The 26,761-nt window shown below is 73.1% G+C and carries 19 protein-coding genes; 15 read left to right on the top strand and 4 right to left on the bottom strand.

Annotated features, from left to right (window positions below; genetic code table 11):
* Positions 1 to 157 precede the first annotated feature (157 nt).
* The 3 genes from shbA to JT723_RS11965 all read left to right on the top strand — a co-directional run bounded on the left by shbA (position 158) and on the right by JT723_RS11965 (position 3,835).
* Positions 158 to 772 carry an RNA polymerase sigma factor ShbA gene (gene shbA / locus JT723_RS11975; protein WP_240165464.1) on the top strand — a complete coding sequence of 205 codons (615 nt, stop codon included), beginning with the start codon at positions 158 to 160 and terminating at the stop codon, positions 770 to 772.
* A 107-nt stretch (positions 773 to 879) separates the two neighbouring features.
* Entirely contained in the window at positions 880 to 2,379 is a 1,500-nt protein-coding gene (gene guaB / locus JT723_RS11970) for an IMP dehydrogenase (protein ID WP_205044528.1), read from the top strand.
* A 334-nt stretch (positions 2,380 to 2,713) separates the two neighbouring features.
* Entirely contained in the window at positions 2,714 to 3,835 is a 1,122-nt protein-coding gene (locus JT723_RS11965) for a GuaB3 family IMP dehydrogenase-related protein (protein WP_205044527.1), read from the top strand.
* Between the two features lie 64 nt (positions 3,836 to 3,899).
* On the opposite strand, the gene JT723_RS11960 is transcribed toward JT723_RS11965, so the two are convergent.
* Both JT723_RS11960 and JT723_RS11955 read right to left on the bottom strand, forming a co-directional pair.
* Positions 3,900 to 4,541: a hypothetical protein gene (locus JT723_RS11960; protein ID WP_205044526.1), complete on the bottom strand. Its 642-nt coding sequence runs from the start codon at positions 4,539 to 4,541 to the stop codon at positions 3,900 to 3,902.
* Between the two features lie 191 nt (positions 4,542 to 4,732).
* Entirely contained in the window at positions 4,733 to 6,004 is a 1,272-nt protein-coding gene (locus tag JT723_RS11955) for a nucleotide sugar dehydrogenase (protein WP_205044631.1), read from the bottom strand.
* A gap of 248 nt (positions 6,005 to 6,252) precedes the next feature.
* On the opposite strand from JT723_RS11955, the gene JT723_RS11950 reads away from it, so the two are divergent.
* The 9 genes from JT723_RS11950 to JT723_RS11910 all read left to right on the top strand — a co-directional run bounded on the left by JT723_RS11950 (position 6,253) and on the right by JT723_RS11910 (position 22,008).
* Positions 6,253 to 7,959 carry a glycerol-3-phosphate dehydrogenase/oxidase gene (locus JT723_RS11950; protein WP_205044525.1) on the top strand — a complete coding sequence of 569 codons (1,707 nt, stop codon included), beginning with the start codon at positions 6,253 to 6,255 and terminating at the stop codon, positions 7,957 to 7,959.
* Positions 7,960 to 8,042: 83 nt separating this feature from the next.
* The gene (locus tag JT723_RS11945; protein ID WP_205044524.1) at positions 8,043 to 9,740 is read left to right on the top strand and encodes a serine/threonine-protein kinase; all 1,698 of its coding nucleotides are present in this window, start codon (positions 8,043 to 8,045) and stop codon (positions 9,738 to 9,740) included.
* Between the two features lie 120 nt (positions 9,741 to 9,860).
* The gene (locus JT723_RS11940; protein WP_205044523.1) at positions 9,861 to 11,711 is read left to right on the top strand and encodes a serine/threonine-protein kinase; all 1,851 of its coding nucleotides are present in this window, start codon (positions 9,861 to 9,863) and stop codon (positions 11,709 to 11,711) included.
* A gap of 106 nt (positions 11,712 to 11,817) precedes the next feature.
* Complete coding sequence (locus JT723_RS11935) at positions 11,818 to 13,833, top strand: serine/threonine kinase C-terminal domain-containing protein (protein ID WP_205044522.1); 2,016 nt, start codon at positions 11,818 to 11,820, stop codon at positions 13,831 to 13,833.
* A gap of 214 nt (positions 13,834 to 14,047) precedes the next feature.
* Positions 14,048 to 15,598 (top strand): serine/threonine-protein kinase, encoded by a 1,551-nt coding sequence (locus JT723_RS11930; RefSeq protein WP_205044521.1) that lies wholly within the window; start codon positions 14,048 to 14,050, stop codon positions 15,596 to 15,598.
* Between the two features lie 158 nt (positions 15,599 to 15,756).
* Positions 15,757 to 17,376 carry a succinic semialdehyde dehydrogenase gene (locus tag JT723_RS11925; RefSeq protein ID WP_205044520.1) on the top strand — a complete coding sequence of 540 codons (1,620 nt, stop codon included), beginning with the start codon at positions 15,757 to 15,759 and terminating at the stop codon, positions 17,374 to 17,376.
* A 28-nt stretch (positions 17,377 to 17,404) separates the two neighbouring features.
* Positions 17,405 to 19,213 (top strand): GMC oxidoreductase, encoded by a 1,809-nt coding sequence (locus JT723_RS11920; protein WP_205044519.1) that lies wholly within the window; start codon positions 17,405 to 17,407, stop codon positions 19,211 to 19,213.
* Between the two features lie 429 nt (positions 19,214 to 19,642).
* Positions 19,643 to 21,247: a glutamine-hydrolyzing GMP synthase gene (gene guaA, locus JT723_RS11915; RefSeq protein WP_205044518.1), complete on the top strand. Its 1,605-nt coding sequence runs from the start codon at positions 19,643 to 19,645 to the stop codon at positions 21,245 to 21,247.
* A gap of 203 nt (positions 21,248 to 21,450) precedes the next feature.
* Positions 21,451 to 22,008: a DoxX family membrane protein gene (locus JT723_RS11910; protein WP_205044517.1), complete on the top strand. Its 558-nt coding sequence runs from the start codon at positions 21,451 to 21,453 to the stop codon at positions 22,006 to 22,008.
* Here the strand turns inward: JT723_RS11910 and JT723_RS11905 are convergent.
* Together JT723_RS11905 and JT723_RS11900 are read right to left on the bottom strand one after the other, a co-directional pair.
* Positions 21,956 to 22,174, bottom strand: coding sequence for a hypothetical protein (locus JT723_RS11905; RefSeq protein ID WP_205044516.1), 219 nt, complete (start codon positions 22,172 to 22,174; stop codon positions 21,956 to 21,958). The two genes, JT723_RS11910 and JT723_RS11905, sit on opposite strands and share 53 nt — an antisense overlap.
* On the bottom strand, positions 22,171 to 23,466 hold the full coding sequence (locus JT723_RS11900; RefSeq protein ID WP_205044515.1) for a PspC domain-containing protein: 1,296 nt from the start codon (positions 23,464 to 23,466) through the stop codon (positions 22,171 to 22,173). The genes JT723_RS11905 and JT723_RS11900 overlap by 4 nt, the downstream gene beginning before the upstream one ends.
* Before the next feature lie 319 nt (positions 23,467 to 23,785).
* Between JT723_RS11900 and JT723_RS11895 the strand changes: the two genes are divergently transcribed.
* From JT723_RS11895 to JT723_RS11885, 3 genes are all read left to right on the top strand, one after another.
* Positions 23,786 to 24,994, top strand: coding sequence for an ATP-binding protein (locus tag JT723_RS11895; protein WP_205044630.1), 1,209 nt, complete (start codon positions 23,786 to 23,788; stop codon positions 24,992 to 24,994).
* Positions 24,991 to 25,686, top strand: coding sequence for a LuxR C-terminal-related transcriptional regulator (locus JT723_RS11890; protein WP_205044514.1), 696 nt, complete (start codon positions 24,991 to 24,993; stop codon positions 25,684 to 25,686). The genes JT723_RS11895 and JT723_RS11890 overlap by 4 nt, the downstream gene beginning before the upstream one ends.
* A gap of 113 nt (positions 25,687 to 25,799) precedes the next feature.
* Positions 25,800 to 26,711, top strand: a complete 912-nt coding sequence (locus tag JT723_RS11885) for a transglutaminase-like domain-containing protein (protein WP_205044513.1) — start codon at positions 25,800 to 25,802, stop codon at positions 26,709 to 26,711.
* Positions 26,712 to 26,761: the final 50 nt, after the last annotated feature.

Genomic DNA, 26,761 nt, shown 5'->3' with positions numbered 1-26,761 from the left:
GCTTCACATGGCGGACCATAAGGCGGACCAGAAGGCCGAGATGACAGTGCCAGCCGCGGACTCCGCCGCGGCACCGGCCACGGCGGCTGATAACGCTTCGGTGCAGAAGTACGGCCGCGATGCGGCGGAAGCTCCGGCGGCGAGGCACCATGGGTGGATGCGCGACGACGACACTCCGGCCATCGGTGCCCTCGTTCGCCGCGCCGTGAACGGCGACCCGCGCGCGACCCACGACCTGCTCGCCCACGTCCACCCGCTCGCCGAGCGCTACTGCCGCACCCGGCTGGCCCGGCTGCCCGGTGACGCACGGCACTTCGTGGACGACCTCGCGCAGGAGGTCTGCCTGGCCGTGCTGTGCGCACTGCCCCGCTACCGCGACCTCGGGCGGCCCTTCGAGGCCTTCGTCGTCTCCATCGCCGCCCACAAGGTCGCCGACCTCCAGCGGGCCGCGATGCGCCACCCGGGCAGCGCCGTACCCTCCGACGAGATGCCGGAGAAGCCGGACGACTCCCTCGGCCCCGAGGAGCGCGCGCTGCTCAACAGCGACGCCGCCTGGGCCAAGGAACTCCTCGACCGGCTGCCCGGGCACCTGCGCGAGCTGGTGCTGCTGCGGGTCGCCGTCGGGCTGAGCGCCGAGGAGACCGGCCAGGTGCTCGGCATGTCGCCCGGGGCCGTACGGGTGGCCCAGCACCGCGCGCTCAGCCGGCTGCGGGCCATCGCCGAGGAGTCCGCCGCCGCGCACCCGGCCTCGGCCGGCGGCCTCAGCGCGTAGGCCCCGACCTGCGCGGTCATCCGCGCGATGACCTGCGCGGTCAGGGAATACCGGCGAAGCCACTACCATTGAACAACTCGCCGGGCAAGACCATTCGGGAAGGTGCCATGTCGCTGAACGCCGACGGAGTAGCCGAGAAATTCGCCGCACTCGGGCTGACCTACGACGATGTGCTGCTGCTGCCGGGCGCGTCAGAGGTGCTGCCCAACGAGGTGGACACCTCGTCCCTCGTCTCGCGCAACGTCAAGGTCAACATCCCGCTGCTGTCCGCGGCGATGGACAAGGTCACCGAGGCCAGGATGGCCATCGCCATGGCCCGGCAGGGCGGCGTCGGCGTCCTGCACCGCAACCTGTCCATCGAGGACCAGGTCAACCAGGTCGACCTGGTCAAGCGCTCCGAGTCCGGCATGGTCACCGACCCGATCACGGTCCGCCCCGACGCCACGCTCGGCGACGCCGACGCGCTCTGCGCGAAGTTCCGGATCAGCGGTGTGCCGGTCACCGACGAGACCGGGCGGCTGCTCGGCATCGTCACCAACCGCGACATGGCCTTCGAGTCCGACCGCTCGCGCCAGGTCCGCGAGGTCATGACGCCGATGCCGCTGGTCACCGGCAAGGTCGGCATCTCCGGTGTGGACGCGATGGCGCTGCTGCGCCGCCACAAGATCGAGAAACTGCCGCTGGTGGACGAGGACGGCCGGCTGCGCGGCCTGATCACCGTCAAGGACTTCGTCAAGGCCGAGCAGTACCCCAACGCGGCCAAGGACTCCGAGGGCCGGCTGGTCGTCGGCGCCGCGGTCGGCGCGGGACCCGAGGCCCTGGACCGCGCCCAGGCGCTGGTCGGCGCCGGTGTGGACTTCCTGGTCGTCGACACCTCGCACGGCCACAACAGCAACGCGCTCAACTGGATGGCCAAGATCAAGTCCAGCGTCGGCGTGGACCTCGTCGGCGGCAACATCGCCACCCGCGACGGCGCCCGCGCGCTCATCGACGCCGGCGTGGACGGCGTCAAGGTCGGCGTCGGCCCCGGCTCCATCTGCACCACCCGGGTCGTCGCCGGCATCGGCGTCCCCCAGGTCACCGCGATCTACGAGGCCGCGCAGGCGTGCATCGACGCGGGGGTCCCCGTCATCGGTGACGGCGGCCTCCAGTACAGCGGCGACATCGGCAAGGCGCTCGCCGCCGGCGCCAGCAGCGTCATGCTCGGCAGCCTGCTCGCCGGCTGCGAGGAGTCGCCCGGCGAACTGCTCTTCATCAACGGCAAGCAGTTCAAGTCCTACCGCGGCATGGGCTCGCTCGGCGCGATGCAGTCCCGCGGGCAGGGCCGCTCGTACTCCAAGGACCGGTACTTCCAGGCGGAGGTCTCCTCCGACGACAAGCTCGTGCCCGAGGGCATCGAGGGCCAGGTCCCCTACCGCGGCCCGCTGGCCGCGGTGCTCCACCAGCTGGTCGGCGGTCTGCGCCAGACGATGGGGTATGTCGGGGCGGCGACGGTCGCGGAGATGGAGACGAAGGGGCGTTTCGTCCGCATCACGGCTGCGGGACTCAAGGAGTCCCACCCCCACGACATCCAGATGACCGTCGAGGCCCCCAACTACCACGGCTGACGCTGCCGCTGCGTTCAGGGGGTTCGCTTCCCCCGGCAGCGGTGGTCGGCGGGTTCCCCTTGCGCAGGGGGTGCTTTTCAGGGGCGCGGGGAACTGCGCGCCCAGCCCCCTCCCACGCGCGGGTCGTCACCGTCCCAAAGGGGGTGTTCGGTCCGTGCCGGACCACCGGCCGGTGGTGGGTTGCGCGCGCAGTTCCCCGCGCCCCTGAAAACGCTCACCGCCCTGAGCAAGGGCGCCGCCTGAGCCACCGCGGCCAGCGGGGGCGCCGCCCTGCGCAAGGGGGAAGGTTGCGTGCGGGATACTGGGGCCGCAGGCCAGAGAGAGAGGCACGGACGTGACAGAGATCGAGATCGGTCGGGGCAAGCGAGGCCGCAGGGCGTACTCGTTCGACGACATCGCCGTGGTGCCGAGCCGCCGCACCCGGGACCCGAAAGAAGTCTCGATCGCCTGGCAGATCGACGCCTACCGTTTCGAGCTGCCCTTCCTGGCCGCACCGATGGACTCGGTCGTGTCGCCGGAGACGGCGATCCGGATCGGCAACCTCGGCGGGCTCGGGGTGCTGAACCTCGAAGGCCTGTGGACGCGGTACGACGACCCGGAGTCGCTGCTCGCGGAGATCGCCGAGCTGGACGACGTACGGGCGACCGCCCGGCTGCAGGAGATCTACAAGGCGCCGATCCGCGAGGAGCTGATCGGGCAGCGGATCAAGGAGGTGCGGGACGCCGGGGTCGTGACGGCCGCCGCGCTGTCGCCGCAGCGCACCGCCCAGTTCTCCAAGGCCGTGGTGGACGCGGGCGTGGACCTGTTCGTGATCCGCGGCACCACCGTGTCGGCCGAACACGTGAGCGGGTCGCACGAGCCGCTGAACCTCAAGCAGTTCATCTACGAGCTTGACGTGCCGGTCATCGTCGGCGGCTGCGCCACGTACACCGCGGCGCTGCACCTGATGCGTACGGGTGCGGCGGGTGTGCTGGTCGGCTTCGGCGGCGGGGCCGCGCACACCACCCGCAACGTGCTGGGCATCCAGGTGCCGATGGCCACCGCGGTGGCCGACGTGGCGGCGGCCCGCAGGGACTACATGGACGAGTCCGGCGGCCGGTATGTGCACGTCATCGCGGACGGCGGCTTCGGTGCGAGCGGCGACCTGCCCAAGGCCGTCGCGTGCGGCGCCGACGCGGTGATGATGGGCTCGCCGCTGGCGCGGGCGACCGACGCGCCGGGCCGCGGTTTCCACTGGGGCATGGAGGCGGTCAACCCCGAACTGCCGCGCGGCAAGCGGATGAACCTGGGGACGGCGGGCACGACCGAGGAGATCCTGCTCGGACCCTCGCACGCCCCTGACGGGTCGATGAACTTCTTCGGTGCGCTGCGCCGTTCGATGGCCACGACCGGCTACTCCGACCTGAAGGAGTTCCAGCGGGTCGAGGTCACGGTCTCCCCGACGCACCACCGCTGATCACGGCAGACAGGAGGGGCGGCCCCGGGCACGGGGCCGCCCCTCCTGGTCGTTCCGCGGGCGGTCAGCTGGTGACGCGGCGGGTGATGACGAAGCCTTCGACGCCGGCGATGGCCAGGAAGACGAAGGTCATGAAGTGGAACTCGTCCTTGTAGTACTTCCACAGGTCGCCGGTCTGGGAGAAGAGGATGTGGGTCCACGAGTCACCGCCGCCGTGGGTGGCGACCGACTCCCAGTGCGAGATGCACATGGCGAAGCCCATGAACTGGCCGAGGAAGACGCCGACGACCGAGAGCACACCGGCAACGACGGGAAGCGCGTCGTTGCGGCCGCCGAGCTTTCCGACGGCAACGCCCACCAGCAGGCCGATGGCCAGCGCGACGTACCCCACCTGGACATAGTGGCCGTCGTCCTTGGCCAGGGCGCGCATGATGCCGGCGTAGACGAGGGCGCCGACCACCATGGCGACGATGCCGACGAGCACGGCGACACCGGGGTTCTTCTGCTGCTGCGTCATTCCGACCGGGGCCGGCGGGGCGTACGCGCCGGCGTTGAAGCCGCCGGGGGCGGGAGCGGGGGCGCCCTGCTGCGGGGTCACGTACGGGGACGGCGCGTACGGCTGCTGCGGGGCCGCGGGCTGCGGCGGCTGCTGCGCGTACGGGTTCTGGCCGCCGGGCTGCTGCGGCGGGTAGTTGGAACTGCTCATGAGGATCCCCCGGGGACGGAAGCGCTGTGGGGTTCGCTTGACGGGCGGTGCACGACGAGCCATGCATGCCCCGGTGCGAACGGTGACGCCGAAATCTAGCAGGGGGGAGTGACAATCGGACAAGAAGATTGATCCGGTCGTTACAGGACCCGCACGTCCTCCGCCCAACGGGGACGATTGTGGCCCTCCGGTCACAGTCGCGCGGCGGCTCCCGCGGGTGTGGCACCCCGGGTGTCCAGCAGGAGTTGGGCCTTGACCGCCAGGCCCTGGAGGTCGTACGTGCGGTGGTGCTGCAGCAGCAGCGTCAGGTCCGCCTCCGCGGCGGCCTCCCACAGCGAGTCGGCGCGCGGCACCGGACGGTCCGTCACCCGCCACTGGGGTACGTAGGGGTCGTGGTAGCAGAGCTGGGCGCCCAGGTCGAGCAGCCGGCTGCCGATCTCCCGGGCGGGCGAGCCCTGCTGGTCCGCGAGGTCGGCCTTGTAGGTCACGCCGAGCAGCAGCACGCGGGCGCCGCGCAGCGACTTGCCGTGCTCGTTGAGCAGTGCCGCGGCCCGCTGGACGACGTAGCGCGGCATGCGGGAGTTGACTTCGGCGGCCAGTTCGACCATCCGCAGGGGGTGGCCGGGCAGCCGGGGGTGTGCGGGCGGGGTGAAGTGCGGTGCCGCGTTGGGGTCCAGGGGTGCGGCGGGGCCGCCGACGCCGGGTCCGGGGCGGAAGGCCTGGAAGCCGAAGGGCTTGGTCTCCGCGCACCTGATGACGTCCCACAGGTCGACGCCCAGGTCGTGGCAGAAGACCGCCATCTCGTTGGCGAAGGCGATGTTGACGTGCCGGTAGTTGGTCTCCAGCAGCTTGACGGCCTCGGCCTCGCGGGTGCCGCGGGCGCGCACGATGCGCTCGGTGAAGCGGCCGTAGAAGGCGGCGGCGGCCTCGGTGCACGCGGGGGTGCAGCCGCCGACGACCTTGGGGATGTTGGCGAGCTGGAAGTCGCGGTTGCCGGGGTCGAGGCGGCCGGGGGAGTAGGCGAGGTGGAAGTCGCGGCCGGCCCGCAGGCCGTGCGACTCCAGCAGCGGCCGCAGGTAGCCCTCGGTGGTGCCGGGGTAGACCGCGGACTCCAGGACGACGGTGGTGTGCGGCCGCAGGTGCGCGGCCAGCGCGCGGGCGGCGGCGGCGACCGCGGACAGGTCGAGGGCGTGGTCCTCGCCGGGCGGGGTGGGTGCGCAGATCACCGCGGTGCGCACCCGGCCGAGCACGGCGGGGTCGGCGGTGGCGCGGAAACCGCAGGCCAGCATCCTGCGCAGCTCGGCCGCTGCCAGGGTGCCGGGGGGGACGCGTCCTGCGTTGATGTCGGCGGCGGTGGCGGGGTCGGGGTCGTATCCGATGACGCCGACGCCCGCGGCGGTCGCCGCCTGGGCGAGGGGGAGTCCTGTGCTGCCGAGTCCGAGTACGGCGAGGTCTGCGGGCATGGGGTTGTCCTCCCTGGCGACCACCACGAATGGGCTCACGCATGGCTTCAAAACAGGCTAACCAGACAAATGACTGATATGACCGCACGCCGCGCCGTGCAGGGCGGTACGACTGCCCTGGCAGCGCGCCGCCGCGCCGGTCACTATCGAAGGAGGACCACTCCGGCCGGACCCGGGCAGGAACCCGGCGGAGCACCGGCACAACCGACCCAGAGCCCGATCGGCAGAGGCAGGCGACGGAGGTACGGATGCGTACGACGACACTCGGACCGGCCCAGCGGGCGGCGGCCCTCACCCGGATGGCGGAGCAGGAGCTGGACATCCTGGTGGTGGGCGCCGGCGTCGTCGGCGCGGGCACCGCCCTGGACGCCGCCACCCGCGGGCTGTCCACCGGGCTGGTCGAGGCCCGCGACTGGGCCGCGGGCACGTCGAGCAGGTCAAGCAAGCTCATCCACGGCGGGCTGCGTTACCTGGAGATGCTGGACTTCGCGCTGGTCCGCGAGGCGCTCAAGGAGCGCGGGCTGCTGCTGGGGCGGCTGGCCCCGCACCTGGTGCACCCGGTGCCCTTCCTCTACCCGCTGCAGCACAAGGGCTGGGAGCGGCTGTACGCGGGCTCCGGCGTGGCCCTCTACGACGCGATGTCGGTCTCCTCCGGGCACGGCCGCGGACTGCCCCTGCACCGCCACCTCACCCGTAAGCACGCCCTGCGGGTGGCCCCCGCACTGCGCAAGGACGCCCTGGTCGGCGCGCTGCAGTACTACGACGCGGGCGTGGACGACGCGCGCTTCGTCGCGACCCTGGTGCGTACCGCCGCCTCCTACGGCGCCCAGGTCGCCAACCAGGTGCGGGTGACCGGGTTCCTGCGCGAGGGCGAGCGGGTCGTCGGCGCGCGGGTGCACGACGGCGAGGCGGGCGGCGAGTACGACATCCGCGCCAAGCAGGTCGTCAACGCCACCGGGGTGTGGACCGACGACACGCAGGCGCTGATAGCCGAGCGCGGGCAGTTCCACGTCCGCGCCTCCAAGGGCATCCACCTGGTGGTGCCCAAGGACCGCATCCACTCCACGACCGGCCTGATCCTGCGCACCGAGAAGAGCGTGCTGTTCGTCATCCCGTGGGGCAGGCACTGGATCGTCGGCACCACCGACACCGACTGGGACCTGGACAAGGCGCACCCGGCGGCCTCCAGCGCCGACATCGACTACGTGCTCGACCACGTCAACTCGGTGCTGGCCACCCCGCTGACCAGGGACGACGTCCAGGGTGTCTACGCCGGGCTGCGCCCGCTGCTGGCCGGCGAGTCCGACGCGACGAGCAAGCTGTCCCGCGAGCACACCGTGGCCCACCCGGTGCCGGGCCTGGTGGTCGTCGCGGGCGGCAAGTACACGACCTACCGGGTGATGGCCAAGGACGCCGTGGACGAGGCGGTGCACGGCCTTGACCACCGGGTCGCCCCGTGCTGCACCGAGGAGGTGCCGCTGGCCGGGGCCGAGGGCTACCAGGCCGAGTGGAACGCCCGGGCCAGGACCGCCGCCCGCACCGGGGTGCACGTCGCCCGCATCGAGCACCTGCTGCAGCGCTACGGCACGTTGACCCGCGAGGTGCTCGACCTGATCGCCGACGACCCGTCGCTGGCCGCACCGCTGGCCGGGGCCGACGACTACCTGCGGGCGGAGGTCGTCTACGCGGCGGCGTACGAGGGCGCCCGCCACCTGGACGACGTGCTGGCCCGCAGGACGCGCATCTCCATCGAGACCTTCGACCGCGGCACCCGCAGCGCCCGCGAGGCCGCCGAGTTGATGGCGCCGGTGCTCGGCTGGGACGCCCACCAGATCGACAAGGAGGTCGAGTACTACGAGAAGCGGGTCGAGGCCGAACGCGAATCGCAGCTCCAGCCCGATGATCTGACCGCGGATGCCGCCAGGCTGGGGGCGCCCGATATCGTGCCTCTCTAGGCGCACGGCGTCTGGACGCGGACGGAGGGTGCCTGGCGGCTCTCCCCGAACGCGGGCTCGGGGGACAGACGGAGGAGCGCGACATGGTGGGACCCGCCGAAGAAGGGCGGTTGATCGCGGGCCGGTACCGGCTGATGGAGCGGATCGGCCGCGGCGGAATGGGCACGGTGTGGCGGGCCGAGGACGAACTCCTCGACCGCCAGGTGGCGGTGAAGAAACTGCACCCGCCGCAGCCCCACATGCCCGACGAGGAACTGGCCACGCTCTTCGAGCGGACCCGCCGCGAGGCCCGCGCCGCCGCCCGGATCAGCCACCCCAACGTCATCGTCGTGCACGACGTCGTGGACGACGCGGGGCTGCCCTCCATCGTCATGGAGTACGTCCCCTCGGTCACCCTCGGCGAACTCCTCAAGGAGCGCGGCGCCCTGCCGCCCGCCGAGGCCGCCAGGATCGGCCGCGGCATGATCGCCGCCCTGCGGGCCGCGCACCGCGCCGGGGTGCTGCACCGCGACGTCAAACCCGGCAACGTGCTGCTCGGCGAGGGCGGCAGGGTCGTCCTGACCGACTTCGGCATCGCCCAGGCCTCCGGCACCTCGACGCTGACCCGCACCGGTGAGCTGATCGGCTCCATCGACTTCCTGTCGCCCGAGCGCATCCGCGGCGCCATGCCGGGTCCCGAGGCCGACCTGTGGGCGCTGGGCGCCACGCTCTACCAGGCCGTCGAGGGCACCTCGCCCTTCCGCCGCCCCACCGCGATCGAGACCGCGTACGCCATCGCCGAGGAACCCGTCGTGCCCGCGCCGAACGCCGGGGCGCTGACCCGGGTGATCGCCGGGCTGCTCGCCAAGGAGCCCGCGCAGCGGCTGTCGGCGGAAGAGGCCGAGCAGATGCTGCGGATACCGGCGGGGGAGCAGGACACCGCACTGGTCGAGCAGGTCGGCTTCACCCAGCGGCTCCCCGCGTCCGAGCCGCAGCCCGCCCAGCACTCCGCCGGCACCCCCTACCCGCCGACCGCGTACCCGCAGGTCACCCACCCGCACGAGCCGCAGCACGGCCCGCCCGCCGGGTACGAACCCGCCCGGCCCGAGCCGTCCCGGCGCCGCCCCGGCCGCTGGGCCGCGGCCGCCGTGGCCGTCGCCGTGGTGGCCGCGGGCGTCGCCGTCGCCGTGGACCGGGCGAACCGCTCCGACGCGGCAGGGAGCAGCAGCGGGGGCACCTCGGGCGGCCCCACCGCGACCCTGACGCACACCGCGCCGCCGACCACCCCGCACACCACGGAGCCGACCCCCACCGCCCCGACCACGGCCCCGACCACGTACGAGCCGCCGCCGGTGCCCGACGGCTACCACCTGGAGCACCGGGCCGACCACGGCTACAGCGTCCCCGTCCCCGACGGCTGGACGAAGAAGGTCACCGAGGACGGCGACCAGATCAGCTACGTGGACCCGACGCAGAAGGTGGGCCTGAAGATCAGCGCCCTGGACTTCGGCAGCCCGGACCCCTACCAGCACTTCCTCGACCTGGAGCCGCAGACCCGCAGCCAGGTCAAGGGCTACCACCGCGAGCGGCTGGACCCCACCAAGACCGCCTCGGGCCAGGACGCCGCCCTGTGGCAGTTCACGTTCAAGGGCACCAGCGTCACCTTCCGCGCCCTCGACCTCGGCTTCGGCAAGGAGGGCGGGCGCGAGTACGCGGTGTACCTGTCCGCGCCGAAGTCCCAATGGGCCACCTACCGGCCGGTGTTCGACACCGCCGTCGCCGGCTTCCGGCAGACGGACTGACGACGGACCGGCAACGGACCGGCGTACACCGGCGGTTCACCGCAGGATCACCGCATTCGCGTCCCCGTGCCCCGTTCGGGGATGATGGGGTCTCACACCGCAGGACAGCAGAGGGAACCCATGAGCGAGGACGAAGGTACCGACGGACGCGTGCTCGCCGGCCGGTACCGCCTCGACGGCGTACTGGGCAAGGGCGGTATGGGTACGGTCTGGCGCGCGGTCGACGAGACCCTGGGCCGTACCGTCGCCGTCAAGGAACTGCGCTTCAACGGCAACGTGGACGAGGACGAGAAGCGCCGCATGATCACGCGCACCCTGCGCGAGGCCAAGGCGACCGCCAGGATCCGCAACACCGGTGCCATCACCGTCTACGACGTCGTCGAGGAGGACGACCGGCCGTGGATCGTGATGGAGCTGATCGAGGGCAGGTCGCTGGCCGAGGCGATCCGCGAGGACGGCCCGCTGACTCCCAGGCGGGCCGCGGAAGTCGGCCTCGTCGTCCTGCAAGTGCTGTCCGCCGCGCACCGCGAGGGCATCCTGCACCGCGACGTCAAACCCTCCAACGTGCTGATCGCCGACGACTCGCGGGTCGTGCTCGGTGACTTCGGCATCGCCCAGATCGACGGCGACCCCTCCGTCACCTCCACCGGCATGCTCGTCGGTGCGCCCTCGTACATCTCGCCCGAGCGCGCCCGCGGCCAGAAGCCCGGGCCGCCCGCCGACCTGTGGTCGCTGGGCGCCCTGCTCTTCGCCGCCGTCGAGGGCCGCCCGCCCTACGACAAGGGGTCGGCGATCGCCACCCTGACCGCGGTGATGACCGAGCCCGTCGGACCGATGCCGCACGCGGGCCCGCTCGCCGCCACCATCACCGGGCTGCTGGCCAAGGACCCCGAGCAGCGCATCGGCGAGGCCGCGGCACGCGCCCTGCTCACCGCCGTCGCCAACGCCCCCGAGCAGCCGGCGCTGCCGCCCGCGCCCAGCGGCGAAACCCGCACCGCCGTGCTCCCCGTCGACCCCCAGCCGCCCGCCGGCCCGGTGACCGCCGAGCCCGCCGCCCCGGCCGACGCGCCGCCCGCCGCCGAGCAGGTCAGGGTGCGCGAGGCGCTGCGGTCCGTGCGCAAGGCCGCCGCCAAGACCCGGACGGCGCCCGCCCCCGAGCCGGGCGTCGCGCCCGACGCACCGCCGCCCGCCCGCTCCTCGATCACCGACGTCCTGCCGCGCCGCACCCTCGTCCTCGTCGTGGCCGCGGTCGTCCTGGCCCTGCTCGGCACCGTGATAGGCGTCGCCCTCGCCAACTCCGGGGGCGGCAATGGCGACGGAAAACCCAGCGGTACGACGCCGAGCAGCGGCACCAAGAAGACCGGCAGTACCCCCTCGTCGGCCTCGCCCTCGACGACGACCGCGGCAGGCAGCGGCGGCGAGCAGGGCGACGACGACGCCGGCGACAAGGGCAAGGGCGGCGACAACGGCAAGGGCGGTGGCAAGGGCAAGGACGACGCCCTGACGCCGGGCGTCGCACCCGCCGGATACACCCTGGTCCAGGGCGCGGGGAAGGCGAGCGTCGCCATCCCGGCCGCCTGGAAGGCCGTCCCCGCGGGCCAGAACCACTACCACTCCGGCACGCTCTTCCGCGGCCCCGGCGGGGCCGAACTGCTCGTCGACTTCACGCCGACACCCGGGCCCAGCGCACTGGCCAAATGGCAGCACGACTCGCAGACGGTCGGCCCCACCATGCCGGGCTACCACCTGATCGGGGTCAAGGCGGTCGACTACCGCGGATACGACACCGCCGACTGGGAGTACAAGCGGACGGTTTCGGGTACTCAAATGCGTGTCCAGAACCGCGGCATGGTGACGGACGCCCACCACGGCTACGCGCTGCTGATCACCTTCCCCGCCGACGCATGGAACAGCGAGGACAACCGGCGCATCCGCGACGTCGTCACCGGCACGTTCAAACCGGCCGAGTGAGCCTGGCGCAGCACGTATCGTGAAGGAGCGCGGACTGTACGCATCGGGAACCGCCCGGAGCCGAACGGGCCGCACCGCACGCAGAGCCGGTCAGGGAGGGGGCGCCGTGGACGAGTACGCAGGACGGGTGCTCGCCGACCGCTACCGGCTGCCCAGGCCGCCCGCCGACGAGTACGAACTGGTCGAGACCCGCGCCTTCGACACCTACAGCGGCCAGGAAGTCCTGGTCCGCCAGGTGCTGCTGCCCGAGGTCGTCACCGCCGAGTACGACGACGGCGACCCCGACGGCCTCGACGACAGCGCACGGCGCGCTCTGGAGGCCGCCCGCGCCGCCGCCGCGATACCCGACCACCCGCGCCTGGTGCAGGTCTTCGACATCTTCGTCGAGGGCGGCAGCCTGTGGATCGCGAGCGAACTGGTGTCCGGTCGGCCACTGGCCGCCTTACTCGCCGAAAGGCCCATCGACGCCTACCGCGCCGCCGAGGTCGCCTCCGACGTCCTCACCGCGCTGCGCGCCCTGCACGCCCACGGCTGGACCCACCGCAACGTCACCGCCGGCACGGTCCTCGTCTGCGACGACGGCCGCGCCATGCTCGGCGGCCTCGCCGCCGGCGCCGCACAGGAAGCCCTCTGCGGCTACGACCCGCTGCCCGAACAGGTCCCCGCGATGAGCACCGCCGACGGTGCCGGGGACGGCGACAGCGATGGCGGCCCGCAGGCAGGCCCGGCCTCCTGGCACGGCCCGCGCTCCGCCCTCGAACAGGAGCGGGCCAGGCAGAACCGCATCACCGTCGTCGGCGCCGTCACCGAGCGCTGGGCGCCCGAGCAGGCCCACCCGGTGCACGAGAACTGGCAGTTGTCACCGCCCGTCGGCCCGCCCGCCGACCTGTGGGCACTCGGCTCGCTGCTCTTCCGCAGCGTCCAGGGCCACCCGCCCTACCCCGAGGAGAACGCGGCCGAGCTGGTGCAGATGGTGTGCGCCGAGCCGCCCGCCTTCGCCGAGGAGTGCGGCCCGCTGCGGCCCGTCGTCGAGTCGCTGCTCCGCCCCGACCCCGAAGAGCGGCCCGAGGCCGAGGAGTTGGGCGGCTGGCTCCGCTCCCTCATCCGCTCGGCGCCGGAACCCGAGATCGGCGCGAACACCGTCCAGGTCCCCACCGACCCCGCACGCCTCCCCGTCAAGCGCCGCAAGGGCGAACTCGTACGCCGGCGGCGCCGCGAAGCCGCCGACCCCGGCGGGCTCCAGCACCGCAGGCACGCCCGCGGCAAGCAGGCCAAGGTCACCAAGGCCAAGCGGGAGAAGGCCAGGCGCAGCGAGGTGCGCCAGGAGCACTTCCACCAGGAGCAGGTGGTCTCCTCACGGCGGCCCGCCGCCGACGGCACCGCCGCCGCCCCGCGCCGGCTCGGCGCCCGCCTCCTCGTGCTCGTCCTCGCCGTCCTCGTCGCGCTCGTCGTCTTCGCCGTCCTGCTGCTGCCGCACCGCGGCGACACCGCGGACAACGGCAACGGGGACCGTACGGTGCCGGCGGACATCGGATCCGGCTCCGGGGGAGCCAAGAAGAAGCCGACGTCGGCGCCGCCCTCGTCGTCGGCCGCGCCTTCTTCGGCCGCGCCGACGAAGGCCCCCACCAAGGCGCCGGCCACCCAGCCGGCCGCTCCGCCCCCGGACCTCGGGCCGGACTTCGACCTGCGCACCGACCCCGAGGGCTTCACCGTCGCCGTCCACACGGGATGGCAGCGGGCCGCGAAGAACTCCAAGGGCCAGGTGCGGTACACCGGCAGCGACCTCACGATGACCGTCGTGCCCGGGCGGGACAAGGCGACGGGCGACGCGGACGACCCGCTGGCGTACCAGCTGGTCGAACCGGAACTCGCGGACTTCCGGGCCTCGTCCTGGTCCTCGGCGGCCGGTCTCACGGTCATCACCGTGCAGGGCCACCCTGCCGCCGAGGGCGAATACACCTGGCGGGACGCCAACGGTTCCTCTGTCTACGCCCGCAACCTCGCGATCCAGATCGCCGGCCGATACCACGTGATCCTCATCGCCGGCCCCGACGCGCAGCGCGCCGCCGTCCAACGCGCCTTCGACAAGGTCCTCTCGACCTACACGGTCACCTCGCGGTAACCACGCGACTTTCCCCCGGCGGTGGGCTGGTGGCGCAGTTCCCCGCGCCCCTGAAAAACGCTCACCCTCTGCGGAAGAGGGCATCCACGAGGGGCGCGGGGAACTGCGCGCCCAATCACGACGCACCGAAAGGTGCAAGCCCACAGCAAGTGGCAGCCACCCAGGGGCGCGGGGAACGGCGCGGGTCGCGCGGAGGGTGCGGCATGATGGGGGGATGGCGGGTGACGGGGCGGCAGCCCGGGGGGTGTTGGCGGGACGGTACCGCCTCACGAGCCGCGTAGGACGCGGCGGCATGGGCACCGTATGGGCCGCGACAGACGAGTTGCTCCACCGCCAGGTGGCCGTCAAGGAGTTGCACCCCGACAGCGGCCGCCAGCACGACCGCGCGCTGCGCGAGGCGCGCAGCGTCGCCCGGATCCGGCACCCCCACGTGGTCGTCGTGTACGACGTCGTGGAGGAGGACGACCGCCCGTGGATCGTGATGGAGCTGGTGGACGGCCGCTCCTTGGCGGACGTGCTGCGTGAGGACGGCCCGCTGGCCCCGCGCGAGGCGGCGCGGATCTGCGCGGCGGTGGCGGGCGCGCTGCTGGCGGCGCACGCGCACGGGATCCAGCACCGGGACGTGAAGCCGGCGAACGTCCTGATCGACCGAGCGACGGGCCGGGTCGTCCTGACGGACTTCGGGATCGCCCGTGTCCCGGGCAGCGCCACGATCAGCGAGACGGGCGCCTTTGTGGGCTCGCCGGAGTACACCGCGCCGGAGCGGATGTCGGGCGGCGGCGCGGGTCCCGAGTCGGACCTGTGGTCCCTGGGCGCGCTGCTGTGCGCGGCGGTGGACGGGCATTCGCCCTTCCACCGGGAGTCGCTGGGCGAGATCGTGCACGCGGTGGCGTTCGCGGACATCACGCCGCCGCCGGCGGTGGGGCCGCTGCTGCCGGTGGTGCGGGGGCTGCTGGAGCGGGATCCGGCGCGGCGGATGGCCGCGGCGGAGGTGCAGACGGTCCTGGTGGCGTATGCGGAGACGGGTATCGAGCCGCCGACACCTGACGCGCCGACGCCGGAGCTGGTGGTGGACGAGGCGCCGACCGTCGTCCGGCCGCGGGGCCGCGGGCGCCGGGTGCTGGCGGGGCTGGCGGTGGCGGTCCTGATCGCGGTGGTCGCGGGCGGCACGGCGGCTTTGGTGGTGAGCAGGAGCGGCGGCGGGAGCGGCAGCGCGGCGCCGCCCCCGCCGACGACACAGGCGCCGACGACGCCGGCGTCCTCGCCGCCGACGCAGAGCCGGAGCCCGAGCCCCGGTCGGACGCCGACCGCCCCGGCCCTGCCGGCGGGCTTCCGTACCGTCACCGACAAGCGCGGCTTTTCCGTGGCGCTCCCGGCGGGCTATGTGCGGGAGGAGACGAAGCCGCGGGTCTACTACTGGTCGCCGGACCGCAGTTTCCGTTTCGGCGAGCGGGTGCAGGACCCCGACCCGGGCGGCCCGTACGCGGTGATGCACGCGCAGGACGTGGCGGCCCGCCGCCCGGGCGGCCCCTACAAGGGGTACAGGGACGGGGTGATCACCACGACCTCGCAGCACGGCGAGGTGGCCGCGCTGTGGGAGTTCACCTACGACGGTTTCGCGGACGGCAGCGGTGCCCGCCGCACGTTCGACCTGTGCTGGACGCAGGACGGCCGGATGTACGACGTGTGGGTGTCGGGCCCGGTGACGCAGGTGGAGCGGACCCGGGCGATCTTCGACACCGTACGGGCCACGTTCGTCCCCTGAGGGCCGCGCCGCCTCCGGGACTGCTACCGAGGGTTACCCCGGGTGTGGCCTGGGGAGGAGCGAATATGCCAGCGAGTGGTGGCGGAATTGTGCGGGTGCGGCAGAAACCGGCTACTCATGGGTAGTCACGCGCTGCCCGGAGTCGTAGCCTCACCCGCATGAAGGAATCTCGGGAGCTTGCAGAGCCGACCGCACCCCCGGAGGGGAACCCGGCGCTGCCGGCCGGTGCGCGCGGCCCACAGGACGTGGTCACACCGGACCTGGTCGCACGGCTGACGCGCGGGCTGCCGGGAGAGACCAGGACGGTCAGCCACACCCCGCTCACCGGCGAGCAGCTCGCCGAGTTCCCCGAGGCCTCGCCCGAGGACGTCGCCGAGGCCTTCGGCAAGGCCCGCGCCGCCCAGCGGGCCTGGGCCGCGACCCCCGCCCGCCGCCGGGCCGCGGTGCTGCTGCGCTTCCACGACCTGGTCCTGGACCGGCAGGCGGAGGTCCTCGACCTGATCCAGGTCGAGACCGGCAAGGCCCGCCTGCACGCGCACGAGGAGGTGCAGGTCGTCGCGATGGCGGCCCGCCACTACGGGCGCAAGGCGCCGGCCTATCTGGGGCCGAAGCGCCACCAGGGCGCGATCCCGACCCTGACCCGTACCGTCGAGCTGCGCCAGCCGCGCGGGGTCGTGGGGCAGATCGCGCCCTGGAACTACCCCTTCGAGCTGTCGGTGGGCGACGCCCTGCCGGCGCTGGCGGCGGGCAACGCCGTGGTGATGAAGCCGGACACCGAGACCGCGCTGACCGCGCTGTGGGCGCGCGAGCAGATGGTCGAGGCGGGGCTGCCCGAGGGCGTGTGGCAGATCGTGATCGGCGACGGGCCGGTCGTCGGCCCGGCCGTGGTGGACCACGCCGACTACGTGTCCTTCACCGGCTCGACCCGCACGGGGCGCGAGGTCGCCCAGCGCGCCGCGGCCCGGCTGGTCGGGGCGAGCCTGGAACTGGGCGGCAAGAACGCCCTGCTGGTGCTGCGGGACGCCGACCTGGACAAGGCCGCGGACGGCGCGGTCCGCGCCTGCTTCGCCTCCGCGGGCCAACTGTGCATCTCCATCGAGCGGTTGTTCGTGGACGAGTCGGTGGCCGACGCCTTCCTGGAGAAGTTCGCGGCCAAGACGCGGACGCTGCGGCTCGGCACCGCGCTGGCGTACGGCGCGGGCATGGGATCGCTGGTCGGCAGGCGGCAGCTGGACGTGGTCACCCGGCATGTGGACGAGGCCAGGGAGAAGGGCGCCACGGTGCTGGCCGGCGGCCGGGCGCGCCCCGACATCGGCCCGTACGTCTACGAGCCGACCATCCTGGACGGCGTCGAGGCCCCGATGGCGGTGTGCACGGAGGAGACCTTCGGCCCGGTCGTCTCGGTCTACCGCTTCCGCGACGAGGAGGAGGCCGTCGAGCGCGCCAACTCCACCGACTACGGCCTCAATTCCAGCGTCTGGACCAGGGACACCCGGCGCGGCGCCCGGATCGCGGCCCGGCTGCGGTCCGGCACGGTCAACGTCAACGAGGCCTACGCGGCGGCGTACGGCAGTGTGCGCGCGCCGATGGGCGGCATGAAGGACTCCGGGCTCGGCCGCCGGCACGGCTCCGAGGGCATCCTGAAGTTCACCGAGGCGCAGACGGTGGCCACCCAGCGGCTGCTGCCGATGGCGCCCTCGCTCGGCATGGACGACGAGAAGTACGCCGCCTTCCTGAGCCGTTCGCTGCGGCTGATGAAGACGCTCCGGATGCGCTGAGGAGGCACCAGTGGCACCAGTGGCACCAGTGGCACAGGAAGAAGGCTACGACTACGACGTCATCGTCGTCGGCTCCGGTTTCGGCGGCGCCGTCTCGGCGCTGCGGCTGACCGAGAAGGGCTACCGGGTCGGGGTGCTGGAGGCGGGCCGCCGCTTCGCCCGCGACGAACTGCCCAGGAACTCCTGGGACGTCAGGAACTACCTGTGGGCGCCCGCACTCGGCCTCTACGGCATCCAGCGCATCCACGTCCTCGGCAATGTCCTGGTGCTGGCCGGCGCCGGGGTGGGCGGCGGCTCGCTGAACTACGCCAACACCCTCTACGTGCCGCCCGCCGCCTTCTTCCAGGACCGGCAGTGGGGCCACATCACCGACTGGCAGCAGGAGTTGGCGCCGTACTACGACCAGGCGCAGCGCATGCTCGGCGTGCGGCTCAACCCCACCGTCACCCCCTCCGACGTCCATCTGAAGGCGGCGGCCGAGCAGATGGGGGTGGGCGACAGCTTCCACCTGGCCCCGGTCGGCGTCTTCTTCGGCGACGGCCAGGACGCCGAGGGCGGCACCGCCCGCACGGCGGCGCCCGGCGAGGAGGTCCCCGACCCCTACTTCGGCGGGGCCGGGCCGTCCCGCCGGGCCTGCACCGAGTGCGGCGAGTGCATGACCGGGTGCCGGCACGGCGCGAAGAACACCCTCAACGAGAACTACCTGCACCTGGCCCAGCAGGCCGGTGCGGTCGTCCACCCGATGACCACCGTCGTCGACCTGGCCGAGGACCCCGGGGGCGGCTACACCGTCACCTCGGTGCCCACCGACCGGCGCAAGAAGGGCGACCGGCAGGTGCTGCGCGCCCGGCAGGTGGTCGTCGCGGCGGGCACGTACGGGACGCAGACGCTGCTGCACACGATGCGCGACGCGGGCCGGCTGCCCGGGATCTCGGCCCGGCTCGGCGAGCTGACCAGGACCAACTCCGAGGCGCTGGTGGGCGCCCAGACCACGCCGGGCCGCTACCGCAAGAAGTACCCGGGCAAGGAGCTGGACTTCACCCGGGGCGTGGCCATCACCTCGTCGGTGCATCCCAACGACCACACCCACATCGAACCGGTCCGCTACGGCCGCGGATCCAACTCGATGGGCTCGCTGTCGCTGCTGGCCGCGCCCTACCGCGGCCGGGTGCCGCGCTGGCTGGAGTTCCTCGGCAACAACCTCAGGCACCCCGTGGTGGCCCTGCGTTCGCTGTCCAACTACCGCTGGTCGGAGCGCACCATCATCGGCCTGGTCATGCAGACCAGCGACAACTCGCTGGCGACGTACCGCAAGCCCAGGGGCCTGGGCAAGGGGCTGCTGACCGCCCGGCAGGGCCACGGCGAGCCCAACCCGGTGCACATCCCCGAGGGCGCGCAGGCCGCCCGGCTGATCGCCGAGCAGATCAACGGCTTCCCCGGCAGCAACGTCGGCGAGGCCACCCAGCGCCCGATGACCGCGCACTTCCTGGGCGGCTGCCCCATCGGCGAGGACGCGGAGCACGGGGTCATCGACCCCTACCACCGGCTCTACGGGCACCCCGGCATCCATGTGGTGGACGGCGCCGCCGTGTCGGCGAACCTCGGCGTCAACCCGTCGCTGACCATCACCGCGCAGGCCGAGCGCGCGATGTCGTTGTGGCCCAACAAGGGCGAGGCGGACCCGCGGCCCGCCCAGGGCGAGGCCTACCGCAGGATCGCCGCGGTCAGGCCGGCCGCCCCGGTGGTGCCGGAGGACGCCTTCGGCGGTCTGCGGCTGCCGCTGCTGCCGGTTCCCGCGGTGCCGCCGGCGCAGACCGTTCCTGACAAACAGCTCTGAACAAGCTGTAATGTGTGCTTCGCGGTGCTCTCTTCGCAGAGCGGCCGGTTCCGGGCGTCCCCGGTACCGACCGCCTCTTTAGAGTCGTGACCGGGCTGCTGTCCCCTGCCGTCCGGCCACTTGTACCGGTGCGAGGTCCCACGGCGGCGCATTGCTGCGGCCGCCTCATCGCACCGGTCACACCCCGCCCAGCTGCGTCTGGGCGGTGTCCATTTCCACGCGTGGTGTTGGGTTACCGCCCCTGGCTGGCACGGACACCACCTCCAACGAAGTGGCCGCGGGCCGGTCACGTGCCGTTTGGGTGATCCCCCCCGAAAGGGTCGGCCCCCTGCCCGGCCGCCGGGGCCGGGGTGCAGCGTCATGGCGGCGGGCGCGGCGACGGTAGAATCGGAAGTCCACCCCATCGCAGCAACCGCCGGAAGGCAGCCCGTGGCACCAGCGACTCCCGCCGCCCCCGACCCCCGCACCGAGACCGCGGCGGACACCGTCCTCGTCGTCGACTTCGGGGCGCAGTACGCCCAGCTCATCGCCCGCCGGGTGCGTGAGGCGCGGGTCTACAGCGAGATCGTGCCGTCGACCATGCCGGTCGCGGAGATGCTGGCCAAGGGTCCCAAGGCGGTCATCCTGTCCGGCGGCCCCTCGTCGGTGTACGAGCCGGGCGCGCCGACGCTGGACGCGGCGCTCTTCGAGGCCGGGGTGCCGGTCTTCGGCATGTGCTACGGCTTCCAGCTGATGGCGACGGCCCTCGGCGGCACGGTCGACAACACCGGGGCGCGCGAGTACGGCCGCACCGAGCTGAGCGTGTCCCGGCCGTCCTCGACGCTCTTCGAGGGCACCCCCGCCGAGCAGTCGGTGTGGATGTCGCACGGCGACGCGTGCTCGGCGGCGCCCGAGGGCTTCACCGTGACCGCGTCCACCGACGTGGTGCCGGTCGCCGCGTTCGAGAACGACGAGAAGCGGCTGTACGGCGTGCAGTACCACCCCGAGGTGCTGCACACCACGCACGGCCAGCAGATCCTGGAGCACTTCCTCTACCGCGGCGCGGGCCTGGCCCCGACCTGGACGACCACCAACGTGGTCGACGAGCAGGTCGCGCTGATCCGCGCCCAGGTCGGCAGCAGCCGGGCGATCTGCGGGCTGTCCGGCGGCGTGGACTCCGCGGTCGCCGCCGCCCTGGTGCAGAAGGCCATCGGCAGCCAGCTGACCTGCGTCTACGTCGACCACGGGCTGATGCGCAAGGGCGAGACCGAGCAGGTCGAGAAGGACTTCGTGGCCGCGACCGGCGTGCAGCTGAAGGTCGTGGACGCCTCCGAGCGCTTCCTGTCCGCGCTCGCCGGGGTCTCCGACCCCGAGCAGAAGCGCAAGATCATCGGCCGGGAGTTCATCCGGGTCTTCGAGCAGGCGCAGGCCGAGATCGTCGCCGAGGCCCCGGGCGACCACCCGGTGGAGTTCCTGGTGCAGGGCACCCTCTACCCGGACGTGGTCGAGTCCGGCGGCGGCACCGGCACCGCCAACATCAAGTCGCACCACAACGTCGGCGGCCTCCCTGAGGACCTGGAGTTCCAGCTCGTCGAGCCGCTGCGCAAGCTGTTCAAGGACGAGGTCCGCATGGTCGGCCAGGAGCTGGGCCTGCCCGAGGAGATCGTCCAGCGGCAGCCCTTCCCCGGCCCCGGCCTGGGCATCAGGATCGTCGGCGAGGTCACCCGCGACCGCCTGGACCTGCTGCGCGAGGCCGACGCCATCGCCCGCGAGGAGCTGACCGCGGCGGGCCTCGACCGGGAGATCTGGCAGTGCCCGGTCGTGCTGCTCGCCGACGTCCGCTCGGTCGGCGTCCAGGGCGACGGCCGCACCTACGGCCACCCGGTCGTGCTGCGCCCGGTCTCCTCCGAGGACGCGATGACCGCCGACTGGTCGCGGCTGCCGTACGAGACGCTGGCCCGTATCTCCACCCGCATCACCAACGAGGTCAGGGACGTCAACCGGGTCGTCCTCGACGTCACGAGCAAGCCGCCGGGCACGATCGAGTGGGAGTGACCTCCCGAGCTGTCTCCCCGGCGGTCCTTCCGCCGAGCTGACCGGTGGCGCGGCCCGCACGGGTACGCGCCGCCGGCGCGGCGCACGTTTCGCGCCGCCCGTGTTGAGTCACAGCGCGCTGGTGTACGTATGACTGTCGGACGCCCGCGCACGGAAGACCGCTTCCGTCCGACCACACGCGCGCGGCGGGAGAGGCGGAGACGATGCGCGACAGGATCGACCTCTGGCGGAACACCGCCCGGCGCCATGCCCTGCTGCCCCTGCGGATCTTCCTCGGTGTGACCTTCGTCTACGCCGGCCTCGACAAGCTGACCAGCGACAGCTTCTTCACCGACAGTGCCAACGGCTCGCTGGTGCAGATCCTGCACGGCTCGCACGACTCGGCGGCGATCCCCGGCCTGATCGACCTCGCACTCAAGGCGCCGCACCCCTTCGGGTACGCGATAGCGCTCGGCGAGCTGGCGGTGGGGCTCGGCACCCTGTTCGGGCTGCTGGGACGGGTGGCGGCGGCCGGCGGCGCGGCCATCTCGCTCAGCCTGTGGCTGACCGTGAGCTGGTCCACGACGCCGTACTACTACGGCAACGACCTCGCCTACCTGATGGCCTGGCTGCCGCTGGTGCTGGCCGGGGCGCCCTCCTTCTCGGTCGACTGGTGGCTGCGCGCCCGCCGCGGTGGCGCCGAGGTGCCCCCGGCGCGCACCGCGGCCGCTACGGGCGCCGCCGCGTCCGGCGGGCGCGTACGGTCCGCGCCGCCTGCGTGACGATGCCGGCGGCGGCGGCCAGGACCAGGCCGCCGGCGGCCAGCGGGCCCGCGGTGGACGGGCGCAGATGCCACACCCCGCCCGCGTCCAGCAGGAAGAAGACGGTCAGGGTGATCAGGACCAGGCCCATGACCAGGGCGGCGGGCTCGAAGCGGTGCCGTCTCACCGGACCACCTTGACCTGGCCGACGCCGACGTCGACCCGCAGGTCGATCGTGCCGGCCGACGCGGTTCCGGCCGGCGGCCGCAGCGTCACCCTGCCGTGCTGTCCCGTCTTGACGTCCACGCCGTCGTTCACCTTTCCCGGCAGCACCGTCTCACCGATGCCGAGGTCGTATTCGAGCGTCACGGTGGCATCCGGCGGCAGCAGCACCTCCGCCTGCCCCGCACCCACCTTCAGCCGGGTGTGCACGGTACCGCCGTCCAGCGGCAGGGCGGTGAGGTCCAGCAGGCCGCGCCCGGTGCCGCGTTCGTACAGCTGGTGCACGCCCGCCTCCGACAGCGGGCGCCAGGTGGTGGTGCCGACGCCGTGCCCGGTCCTGGGCAGTGCGGTCGTGCCGACCAGCGCGCCCAGCAGCAGCACCGAGAAGAAAGCGGTGCCGCCCCTGGCCCGCCCGGCGAAGGACGCGACCACGAAGGCCGTGCCGAGCACGCCGAGCGCCGCCGCGAGGCCGATCTCCGCACTGACCCGCAAAGGCTGGTAGGGCCAGGACACCCCCGTGCCGACCGCCAGCGCGGTCACCGTCAGCAGCAGCACCGCCAGCGAGAACGGCCAGCTGCGCTCGCGGGCCGCCCTGACCGCCTTCTTGCGGTCCCGCCACGCCTGCCGGTCGGTGTCGCCGTAGGGGCCGTCGTCGGGACCCCACAGGTAGGCCGGCTCCTCCTTCGACAGCGGGTCGCGCCACCACGAGGGCGACCCGCCGGGCTCCGGCGGCGCCTGGACCGCGGGCGGCGCGTCCACCACGGCCGCCGCCGTCGCGGGCGAGGCCGGCTCGCCGGGCGCCTGCCTGCGCTGGTGCGACCAGTAGACGGCGCCCGCGGTGGCGAACAGCAGGATCAGGGAGAAGGCCTGGTTGGTGCCGTTGCCGAGCATCGAGGCGTACAGACCGCAGCCGACCAGCGTCATCAGCACCGCGGTCAGCGGCGCCCCCTCGATGCGGCCGGACATCAGCCGGTGCGCCTCGCTCTGCTCCTCGCCCTCCTGCGGGATGACCAGCCACCCCATGCCGTAGATGATCAGACCGATGCCGCCGGTCAGTGACAGCACGGCCAGGACCACGCGGAAGATGACCGGGTCCACACCGAAGTAGCGGCCCGCGCCGTCGCACACCCCGGCCAGCACCTTGTGGTCGCGGCCCCGGGTGATCCGCGGGCGGCGCTCGCCCTGCGCGGTCTCCTCCTCCGCGGGGGCGCGGGTGGCACCGGCCGGTGCTGCCTCGTCGTGCGGCTCGTGCGTCATACCCACCATCCTGGCCGCTCCGGACGGCGCCCGGCACCCGCCCCGACCCTGGAAGGACCCTGATCCGACCCTGGTCCGCCACCCGGGGCAACCCTTGGGGGACCGACCCTGATGCCCGAAGGGGGCCGGACGTGTGACGATCGGGGGTATGTCAGCGAGCAGCGCCCCGTCGGGGGCGCACACGGGACCGCCGGGCGGCGCGCCACCGGGCGCGGCCGGCGGGCGCACCGGTGCGCCGGGCGCCTCGCGCACGGGTGTGCCCGGCGGCGGGCGGACCGGCGCGTCCTTCCTCAACCCGCCGGAGCCCGGCGACCCCGGCATGCGCAAGCTCTACCGCAGCTCCGAGGGCCGCATGGTCGGCGGCGTCGCCCGGGGCCTCGCCGGGCACCTCGGGCTGCCCGTGCTGTGGGTGCGGGTGCTCTTCCTGGTGCTCGCCGCCTTCAACGGCATCGGCGTGCTCCTCTACGCCGTCTTCTGGTTCTTCGTGCCGCTGGGCGTCGGCGGTGTCGCCGAGGCGAAGGAGCCGCGCGACGCCCGCTCCTGGCTGGCCGGCAGACGCCCCGACAAGGGCCAGGTCATGGCGCTCGTCGCACTGGCCATCGGCACCGGCATCCTGATCGACAACCTCAACCTCGGCGCCGCCAACCGCGCCGTGTGGCCGCTGCTGATCGTCGGGCTCGGCGTGGCCCTGGTGTGGCGGCAGGCCGACAACGCGCGCAAGGCCCGCTGGGTCGAGATGAGCCACGGCAAGCGGTTCTGGCCGCTGGTGCGGGCCGCGGGCGGTGTCGCGCTGGTCGTCGCAGGCGTCACCGGCTTCATCGTGGTCCGCGGCACCGGCAGCCACCTCGGCGGCATCCTGCAGGCCGCACTGGCCGTGCTGGTCGGCGTCGCGCTGATCGCAGGCCCCTACCTGGTGCGGATGACGCAGGACCTGTCCGCGGAGCGGCTGATGCGCATCCGCGCACAGGAGCGGGCCGAGGTCGCCGCGCACGTGCACGACTCGGTGCTGCACACCCTGACCCTGATCCAGCGCAACGCCGACGACCCGCGCGAGGTCTCCCGGCTGGCCAGGGCGCAGGAGCGGGAGCTGCGCGCCTGGCTCTACCGCCCCGAGGGCACGGGCCGCGACGACGAGCCGACGACGCTTGCCGACGCGGTGCGGGCCGCCGCCGCCGAGGTCGAGGACGCGCACGGGGTGCCGGTCGAGGTCGTCTGCGTCGGCGACTGCCCGCTGGACGACCGCCTCGTCGCGACGATGCAGGCCGCGCGGGAAGCCATGGTGAACGGCGCCAAGTACGGTGGCGGGGCGGCGGTCCAGGTCTACGCCGAGGTCGAGGACACCCAGGTCTTCGTGTCGGTACGCGACCACGGCCCGGGCTTCGACCTCGACGCGGTCCCCGACGACCGGATGGGCGTCAGGGAATCGATCATCGGCAGGATGCGGCGCAACGGCGGCGAGGCGCGGCTGCGCCCGGCACCGGGCGGCGGCACGGAAGTCGAACTGGAGATGGAGAGGGTGACGGCATGACCGACACGGAATCGGCTGACCCGCAGGGCGAGCGGCACGTCAGGGTGGTCCTGGTGGACGACCACCGGATGTTCCGCACCGGCGTGCAGGCCGAGATCGGCGCCACCGCGGAGACCGGCGTCGAGGTCGTCGGCGAGGCCGCGGACGTCGACCAGGCGGTGACCGTCGTCACCGCCACCCGCCCCGAGGTCGTGCTGCTCGACGTCCACCTCCCCGGCGGCGGCGGTGTCGAGGTGCTGCGCCGGTGCGCCGCGCTGGCCGCAGACCCCGACCAGCCGGTGCGCTTCCTCGCGCTGTCGGTCTCCGACGCCGCCGAGGACGTCATCGGCGTCATCCGCGGCGGCGCCCGCGGCTACGTCACCAAGACGATCACCGGGCCCGACCTGATCAACTCGATCTTCCGGGTCCGCGACGGCGACGCCGTCTTCTCCCCCCGGCTGGCCGGCTTCGTCCTCGACGCCTTCGCCTCCACCGACGCCCCGCCCGTCGACGAGGACCTCGACCGGCTGACCCAGCGCGAGCGGCAGGTGCTGCGGCTTATCGCGCGCGGATACGCGTACAAGGAGATCGCCAAGCAGCTCTTCATCTCGGTGAAGACCGTCGAATCCCACGTCTCGGCGGTCCTGCGCAAACTCCAGCTCTCCAACCGCCACGAACTCACCCGCTGGGCGACGGCCCGCCGCCTGGTCTGACGCCGCTCTCCGGGGCCGGGCAATTCCCTGGACATCCGCGGCGGAATTTTGACACGGTGGACCGCAGCGGCCCGGACAATCGAATACGTGGCCGAATCCGCCGGAGGCCACGTATGCCCGTACCCCGTCTCGCACCGGAAGCCGCCGCCTATTACAGCGCGCAGAGCGGGACCTCCGATCCGGGGGTGCACGCGGGGCTGTACGCGGGGCTGCCGCGGGACGTGGGGGAGCTCGCGCGGGTGGTGCGCGGGGTGATGCTGCACCGCGCGGAAGGCGGGCAGTTCGGGGTGCCGATCGCCGAGGACCGGATGCGGGACGACGCGGAGACGCGGTACGTGGACGACATCCTCGGGCTGATCTCGGAGCGCGACGGGCGCGCGCTGTCGTGCCGCAGGGAGTGGGCCGACCGCTTCATCGGCATCTGCCGGGACTTCACGCTGCTGCACGTGTCCCTGCTGCGGCACCAGGGGATACCGGCGCGGCTTCGCTCCGGCTTCGCCGACTACTTCTCCGACAGCGGCTTCCACTGGGACCACGTCGTCACCGAGTACTGGGACGACACGCGCGGTTGGCTGCTGGCCGACCCGCAGATCGCCGACCCGGAGCGCTACCGCGTCGACTTCGACCCGATGGACGTCCCCAGGGACCGCTTCCTGGTCGCGGGCGACGCCTGGCAGCGCATCCGCGCGGGCGAGGCCGACCCGGACGGCTTCGGCCTGGCCCTGGAGGTGGACCCGAAGGTCGGCTCCTGGTTCGTCGCAGGCAACATCCGGCTGGACCTGGCCGCGCTGAACAAGGTCGAGACCCTGCTGTGGGACATCTGGGGCACCGGCGCTGGCAGCGAGGACGGCATGACCGACGAAATCCGGGCGCTCTACGACGAGGCCGCCGCTGCGACCGCGGGGCCGGATCCGGACTTCGCGGCCGTGCGGCGGCTGTTCACCGGCAACGACGGCCTGCGCACCCCGCCCACGGTGCTCTCGCTCGCCCCCCTGCGCGGCCCGTCCCAGGTCACCCTGCGCTGAGCCCGGACGCCTCTCGCGTCCCAGCCCTCCCTTTGGTCCCTTTTTTACCG

The organism is Actinacidiphila bryophytorum (assembly GCF_016916835.1).
GTDB lineage: Bacteria > Actinomycetota > Actinomycetes > Streptomycetales > Streptomycetaceae > Actinacidiphila > Actinacidiphila bryophytorum.
Note: the sequence above shows the minus strand (reverse complement) of the source record. Positions and strands in the feature narration are given on the sequence as shown.

Bases quoted from the DNA above. Each gene is read 5' to 3' on its own strand.
- JT723_RS11940 (WP_205044523.1), top strand. From the start codon at position 9,861: ATGAGCGAGGACGAAGGTACCGACGGACGCGTGCTCGCCGGCCGGTAC.
- JT723_RS11945 (WP_205044524.1), top strand. From the start codon at position 8,043: ATGGTGGGACCCGCCGAAGAAGGGCGGTTGATCGCGGGCCGGTACCGG.
- JT723_RS11960 (WP_205044526.1), bottom strand. From the start codon at position 4,541: ATGAGCAGTTCCAACTACCCGCCGCAGCAGCCCGGCGGCCAGAACCCG.
- JT723_RS11930 (WP_205044521.1), top strand. From the start codon at position 14,048: ATGGCGGGTGACGGGGCGGCAGCCCGGGGGGTGTTGGCGGGACGGTAC.
- JT723_RS11890 (WP_205044514.1), top strand. From the start codon at position 24,991: ATGACCGACACGGAATCGGCTGACCCGCAGGGCGAGCGGCACGTCAGG.
- shbA (WP_240165464.1), top strand. From the start codon at position 158: ATGCGCGACGACGACACTCCGGCCATCGGTGCCCTCGTTCGCCGCGCC.
- JT723_RS11895 (WP_205044630.1), top strand. From the start codon at position 23,786: ATGCGCAAGCTCTACCGCAGCTCCGAGGGCCGCATGGTCGGCGGCGTC.
- JT723_RS11950 (WP_205044525.1), top strand. From the start codon at position 6,253: ATGCGTACGACGACACTCGGACCGGCCCAGCGGGCGGCGGCCCTCACC.
- JT723_RS11885 (WP_205044513.1), top strand. From the start codon at position 25,800: ATGCCCGTACCCCGTCTCGCACCGGAAGCCGCCGCCTATTACAGCGCG.
- JT723_RS11955 (WP_205044631.1), bottom strand. From the start codon at position 6,004: ATGCCCGCAGACCTCGCCGTACTCGGACTCGGCAGCACAGGACTCCCC.
- guaB (WP_205044528.1), top strand. From the start codon at position 880: ATGTCGCTGAACGCCGACGGAGTAGCCGAGAAATTCGCCGCACTCGGG.
- JT723_RS11910 (WP_205044517.1), top strand. From the start codon at position 21,451: ATGCGCGACAGGATCGACCTCTGGCGGAACACCGCCCGGCGCCATGCC.
- JT723_RS11925 (WP_205044520.1), top strand. From the start codon at position 15,757: ATGAAGGAATCTCGGGAGCTTGCAGAGCCGACCGCACCCCCGGAGGGG.
- JT723_RS11900 (WP_205044515.1), bottom strand. From the start codon at position 23,466: ATGACGCACGAGCCGCACGACGAGGCAGCACCGGCCGGTGCCACCCGC.